Source organism: uncultured Ralstonia sp. (genome assembly GCA_913056305.1).
Taxonomy (GTDB): Bacteria; Pseudomonadota; Gammaproteobacteria; order Burkholderiales; family Burkholderiaceae; genus Ralstonia.
The window spans coordinates 1-5,319 of the sequence record CAJXMR010000277.1; the positions used below are offsets into that span (position 1 = coordinate 1).

At 68.0% G+C, this 5,319-nt stretch carries 7 protein-coding genes; 3 read left to right on the plus strand and 4 right to left on the minus strand.

Features of this window, described 5'->3' with window-relative positions:
- Nucleotides 1-172: 172 nt before the first annotated feature.
- Both QZ609_RS24205 and QZ609_RS24210 read left to right on the plus strand, forming a co-directional pair.
- Nucleotides 173-808: a LysE family translocator gene (locus tag QZ609_RS24205; RefSeq protein WP_295500320.1), complete on the plus strand. Its 636-nt coding sequence runs from the start codon at nucleotides 173-175 to the stop codon at nucleotides 806-808.
- A gap of 13 nt (nucleotides 809-821) precedes the next feature.
- Nucleotides 822-2,018: a low temperature requirement protein A gene (locus QZ609_RS24210; RefSeq protein WP_295500323.1), complete on the plus strand. Its 1,197-nt coding sequence runs from the start codon at nucleotides 822-824 to the stop codon at nucleotides 2,016-2,018.
- Here the strand turns inward: QZ609_RS24210 and chrA are convergent.
- Complete coding sequence (gene chrA / locus QZ609_RS24215) at nucleotides 2,015-3,361, minus strand: chromate efflux transporter (protein WP_295500338.1); 1,347 nt, start codon at nucleotides 3,359-3,361, stop codon at nucleotides 2,015-2,017. The genes QZ609_RS24210 and chrA overlap by 4 nt on opposite strands.
- A gap of 179 nt (nucleotides 3,362-3,540) precedes the next feature.
- Between chrA and QZ609_RS24220 the strand changes: the two genes are divergently transcribed.
- Nucleotides 3,541-4,248, plus strand: a complete 708-nt coding sequence (locus QZ609_RS24220; protein WP_295500326.1) for a glutathione binding-like protein — start codon at nucleotides 3,541-3,543, stop codon at nucleotides 4,246-4,248.
- Between the two features lie 45 nt (nucleotides 4,249-4,293).
- Here QZ609_RS24220 and QZ609_RS24225 read toward each other — a convergent pair whose 3' ends face one another.
- The 3 genes from QZ609_RS24225 to QZ609_RS24235 all read right to left on the minus strand — a co-directional run.
- Entirely contained in the window at nucleotides 4,294-4,545 is a 252-nt protein-coding gene (locus QZ609_RS24225) for a hypothetical protein (protein WP_295500329.1), read from the minus strand.
- The gene (locus tag QZ609_RS24230) at nucleotides 4,542-4,958 is read right to left on the minus strand and encodes a VOC family protein (protein WP_295500332.1); all 417 of its coding nucleotides are present in this window, start codon (nucleotides 4,956-4,958) and stop codon (nucleotides 4,542-4,544) included. Before QZ609_RS24230 ends, QZ609_RS24225 begins: the two co-directional genes overlap by 4 nt.
- Nucleotides 4,958-5,319: helix-turn-helix transcriptional regulator (locus QZ609_RS24235; RefSeq protein ID WP_295500335.1), on the minus strand; the 362-nt coding region annotated here is incomplete at its 5' end. The genes QZ609_RS24235 and QZ609_RS24230, both read right to left, overlap by 1 nt.

Sequence of the window (5,319 nt, forward strand, 5' to 3'; positions counted from 1 at the left end):
TTTTCTTTGGCAAGACAAAGAAAAGTAGGTCGGCCCCGGCAGGGGGCGAAAGGGAGGCAGACCACCAAGGCCCCAAAAAAGACCAACACCCTCCCCAGCATTTGACGCCCCAAAATTTTCGTGGATAACTGTGCCAACCGCACAAGAAAACCCACCTGAAAGGAGACCCGCGATGCCCCTCCACACCTGGCTAGCCTTCATCGGCGCAAGCATCATCGTCCTGCTGATCCCCGGCCCGACCATCCTGTTGGTGATTGGTGATTCGCTCGCCAACCGCGGCCGCTCGGCCTGGAGCACGGTCGCGGGCGTCGCCGCCGGCGACACCACCGCAATGGCCGTCTCGCTGGCCGGCGCGGGCGCCCTGCTCGCCGCATCGGCCGCCGCCTTCACCATGCTCAAGCTGGTCGGCGGCTCCTACCTCGTCTACCTCGGCATCAAGTCGATCCTCGGCGCGCGGCGCCTGCGCGACGATGCGCCGGAAGCCACCATCCCCGTGCAGCAAAAGTCCGCCAAGCGCCGCTTCCTGTCCGCCTGGACCGTGACCGCGCTCAACCCCAAGAGCATCGTCTTCTTCGTCGCCTTCGTGCCGCAGTTCATCTCGGCCGACCAGACCTTCGCCTCGCAGAGCGCGATCCTGCTGCCGACCTTCGTGTGCCTGGCCGCGCTCAACGCGTCGATGTACGCGCTGGCGGCCAAGCTGCTCGCCCACCGCCTGACCAGCGTGGCCGCGCAGCGCCGTTTCGGCTACACCGGCGGCGCGGTGCTGGTGGGCGCGGGCACCATCACGCTCGGCATGCAGGCGTCCTGACACACCGCGCCCCATGCCCCGCAGCTACCTCCGCCTGGCTCCGGCCGGTGCACACGGCCACCACCGCGTCACCAACATCGAGCTGTTCTTCGACCTGGTGTTCGTGTTTGCGGTCACGCAGCTCTCGCATCTGCTGATCGGCAACTTCACCCTGCAAGGCGGCGCGCAGACGCTGCTGCTGATGCTGGCGGTGTGGTGGGTGTGGATCTTCACCTCGTGGGTCACCAACTGGCTTGACCCCGAGAAGCTCGCCATCCGCGTGCTGATGCTGGTGCTGATGACGGCAGGGCTGCTGCTCTCGGCCTCGCTGCCGCAGGCGTTCGGCTCGCGCGGGCTGGCGTTTGCGGGTGCCTATGCCTTCATGCAGTTCGGGCGCACGCTGTTCTCGCTGTGGGCGATGCGCGGCGAGTCGCTGGGCATGCGGCGCAACTTCCAGCGCATTACCGTGTGGCTGGGCGTGTCGGCGGTGTTCTGGCTGGCCGGGGGCCTGGCGGAAGACGCCACGCGCTGGGCCTGCTGGATCATCGCGCTCGGCATCGAGTGGATCGGCCCATCGACAGGCTTCTACACGCCCGGCCTCGGCCGCTCGAGCGTCGACGACTGGAACGTGGAAGGCGGCCACATGGCCGAGCGCTGCTCGCTGTTCATCATCATCGCGCTGGGCGAGTCGGTGCTGGTGACGGGCTCGACCTTTGCCGGGCTGGACTGGAACGCAGCCAACATCGCGGCGATGGCGATGTCGTTCATCGGCAGCCTGGCGATGTGGTGGCTGTACTTCGACACCATTGCCGAGCGCGGTGCACAGACCATCTCGCACGCGGCCGACCCGGGGCGCCTCGCGCGGCTGGCCTACACCTACATCCACGTGCTGCTGGTGGCGGGCATCATCGTCAGTGCGGTGGCCGATGAGTTCGTGCTGGCACACCCGGTCGGGCATCCGCATGCCGGCGCGGCACTGGCGGTGCTGGGCAGCGCGGGGCTGTACCTGCTCGGCAACCTGCTGTTCAAGTGCGCGATCTTCGGCCGCGCGCGCATGGCGCATGGGCTGGGGCTGCTTGCGCTGGGCGTGGTTGGCCTCGTCGCCGCCGAGCTGCCGGCGCTGGCGGTCTCCACGCTGGCGACGCTGGTGCTGTGCGGCACGGCCGCGTGGGAGTGGTACACGCGCTCATGCGAGCTGCCGGAGGCGCCTGCGCACCAGCGGCAGGTTTAAGCGAACATCCGAGCCGCCAACCCTGCCAGCCCGCAGCCGAGGATGACCGGAATCACGCCCACGCGATAGCGGAACAACGCCACGCCTGCGCCAAGCCCGATCAGGGCGGATACCCAGTCGAAGCGGCCCGCATAGCCGTCGGGCCACAGCACGCGCAGCGCGAAGAACACCGCCAGGTTGACGATCACGCCCACCACCGCCGCCGTGATGGCCGACAGCGGCGCGGTGAACTTCAGGTTGCCGTGCGTGCTTTCGAGGAAGGGCCCACCCAGCAGGATGAACAGGAACGACGGCAGGAAGGTGAACACCGTCGCCACCGTCGCGCCCAGGGCGGCGGAAGCGGCCAGCGCCTCGGGCCCGAACACCGCCTGCCCCCATCCGCCCACGAAGCCGACGAAGGCCACCACCATGATCAGCGGGCCGGGCGTGGTCTCGCCCAATGCCAGGCCGTCGATCATCTGCGGCGCGGTCAGCCAGTGGTAGTGCTCGACCGCGCCCTGGAACACATAGGGCAGCACCGCATAGGCGCCGCCGAAGGTGAGCAGCGCGGCCTGCGTGAAGAACACGCCCATCTGCGTGAGTGCGCCGTGCCAGCCGAAGCGTAAGGCCAGCGCGCCGATCAGCACCGCCCAGATCGCCAGGAACACGATGAGCACCTTGGCGAAGCGCGACCAGGCGAAGCGTGCGTGCGGTGGCGTGGGGGTGTCGTGGTCGATGACGGCGGGGGCGCCGCGCGCGGCGTCTTCACTCGCGTGGCCGGCACCGGTCTGGAACGTACGCGGCGAGACGCGCCCGCCAATGCCGCCGATGAGCGCCGCCACCAGCACGATGGCCGGAAATGGCACCGCAAACGCGAAGATCGCCACGAACGCCGCCGCCGCGATGCCCCACAGCCACGCATTGCGCAGCGCCCGCGAGCCGATGCGCCACGCGGCCGACACCACGATCGCCGTCACCGCCGGCTTGATGCCGTACAGCACGCCCGCCACCGCCGGCACTTGGCCGAAGCGCATGTAGATGTAAGACAGCGCCATCAGCACCAGCAGCGACGGCAGCACGAACAGCCCGCCCGCCACCACGCCGCCCCAGGTGCGATGCATCAGCCAGCCGATGTACGTGGCCAGCTGCTGCGCCTCGGGGCCGGGCAGCACCATGCAGTAGTTGAGTGCATGCAGGAAGCGGCCTTCCGAAATCCAGCGGCGGCGCTCAACCAGTTCTTCATGCATGATCGCGATCTGCCCGGCCGGCCCGCCGAAGCTGATGAAGCCGAGCTTGAGCCAGTAGCGGAAAGCCTCGGCGCGGGTGGGCACGGGCGGGGCGGACAGCGGCGACGCGGTGGTCATTGCGGGCGGTGGGTCGGACACGGTTGGCGCGACGATAGCATGGCAACTTGACGGCACTTGCGCGAACTTCGCATGAGCATTTGCGGCAAAGTGGCCCCGTCTGATTGGCGATTTCTGGCCCTATCAAAAAGCTGCTACGGCACCTAATCTGTCACACACCAACACAAAAGCCTGCCCCCATGATCGACCTGTACTACTGCGCCACCCCCAACGGCCTGAAGATGGCGATGTTCTTTTCCGAAACCGGTTTGCCGCACCGCGTCATCCCCGTCGACATCAGCCGCGGCGAGCAATTCAAGCCCGAGTTCCTCGCCATCTCGCCCAACAACAAGATTCCCGCCCTGGTCGACCACGACCCGGCCGAGGGCACCGAGCCGGTGGTGCTGTTCGAATCGGGCGCCATGCTGCTCTACCTGGCCGAGAAGACCGACCAACTGATGCCCACCGACCTGCAGGGCCGCATGGAAGTGCTCAAGTGGCTGTTCTGGCAGGTGGGCGGCCTGGGGCCGATGGCCGGGCAGATCGGCCACTTCAATGTGTATGCGCCCGAGCGCGTGCCCTATGCCATCGAGCGCTATACGAAGGAGACCAACCGCCTCTACGGCGTGCTGAACCGTCGCCTGGCGGACCGCCCGTTCATCGCGGGCGAGGCCTACACGATCGCCGACATCGCAACGTATCCGTGGATCGTGCCGCACGAGGGGCATGGCCAGAACCTGGACGACTTCCCGCACCTGCAGCGCTGGTTCGAGGCGGTGGCCGCGCGCCCGGCCACGGTGCGGGCGTATGCCGGCGTGCAGAAGGCCTACTCGCGCCGCCGCGAAGACATCTCCGAGGACGAGCGCCGCGTGCTGCTCGGGCAGACGGCGGATTCGGTCGCGCGTTGATGCTCCGCCGCCCCTCGCGCATCTCTGCACCGCCGTGCGCAAACATCAAACCCTCGCGCTCGGCGCCTCCTGGCCCCCTACCGAACGTCGCCCGCGGCGATGGCCGAGGTACGGCAACGCAAACAGAACCAGCCCTGTCAGCAGCAACAGCCCCAACGGAAGCAGCGGCGCGTAGGTCACCCAGGGCGGCGGGGCGCCCCGCCCTTGCGCCATGGCGACAAAGTTGGCGATGACCGTCAACGTAAAGACGATCGACACCCAGCGATGAAACTGCCGAATCCAGGCGCTGCCGCTCATTTCGAGCCTCCCGCCGCCTGGATCATCTTCCAGCCGTTGCCGGCCGGGTCGCGGAAACCGGCATCGACGCTGCCGAAGCGGTCCACCGGCGCTTGCGTGAACTCCACGCCACGGGTGCGCAGCTTGTCGTAGGTCGCGCGGCAGTCGGCCACGGTCAGCACCAGCGGCGGCATCGCGCCCTTGGCCACCATGGCACGCAGCGTCTGCGCCGTCGCTTCGTCGTGGATCGGCGGCCCGGGGGTGAACAGGCCGAGCTGGAACGAGGGCTGCTCCGGATGCTGCACCGTCAGCCACCGATACGGGCCGTTGCGCACGTCCGTATGGACGCGGAAGCCGAGCTTGTCGACGTAGAACGCCAGCGCCTCGTCCTGGTCGTCGACGTACAGGCCCACCACATTGATCCCTTGGTTCATCACACCTCCTCCGTGTTGGTTGATGGTGGATTTGTACGCTGCGCCACGCGGCGGCGCTTCTCCGAAACTGCGGTGACGAGGTCCGGCCGCTGCGCGGCCTTCAGAACGCAGGCGGGCACCCGGTCGAGTTGTTGGCCCATGGCGGCGACCTGGGCCTCGCGGCGCAGTGCGCTCGGGCTCTGCCCGGTGATGTCGCGGAAGGTGCGGCCGAAGGTGCCCAGGCTCTCCCAGCCGGTGGCAAACGCAATCTCGATGATGGGCAGGTCGGTATCGCGCAGCAGCGTGGTCGCCTGCTCGATGCGGCGCGTGAGCAGGTAGCGGTGCGGCGGAATGCCGAAGGCCTGCTTGAACGAGCGCGCAA

Coding starts and splice junctions, on each gene's coding strand:
- QZ609_RS24210 (WP_295500323.1), top strand. CDS start 822: ATGCCCCGCAGCTACCTCCGCCTGGCTCCGGCCGGTGCACACGGCCAC.
- QZ609_RS24205 (WP_295500320.1), top strand. CDS start 173: ATGCCCCTCCACACCTGGCTAGCCTTCATCGGCGCAAGCATCATCGTC.
- chrA (WP_295500338.1), bottom strand. CDS start 3,361: ATGACCACCGCGTCGCCGCTGTCCGCCCCGCCCGTGCCCACCCGCGCC.
- QZ609_RS24230 (WP_295500332.1), bottom strand. CDS start 4,958: ATGAACCAAGGGATCAATGTGGTGGGCCTGTACGTCGACGACCAGGAC.
- QZ609_RS24225 (WP_295500329.1), bottom strand. CDS start 4,545: ATGAGCGGCAGCGCCTGGATTCGGCAGTTTCATCGCTGGGTGTCGATC.
- QZ609_RS24220 (WP_295500326.1), top strand. CDS start 3,541: ATGATCGACCTGTACTACTGCGCCACCCCCAACGGCCTGAAGATGGCG.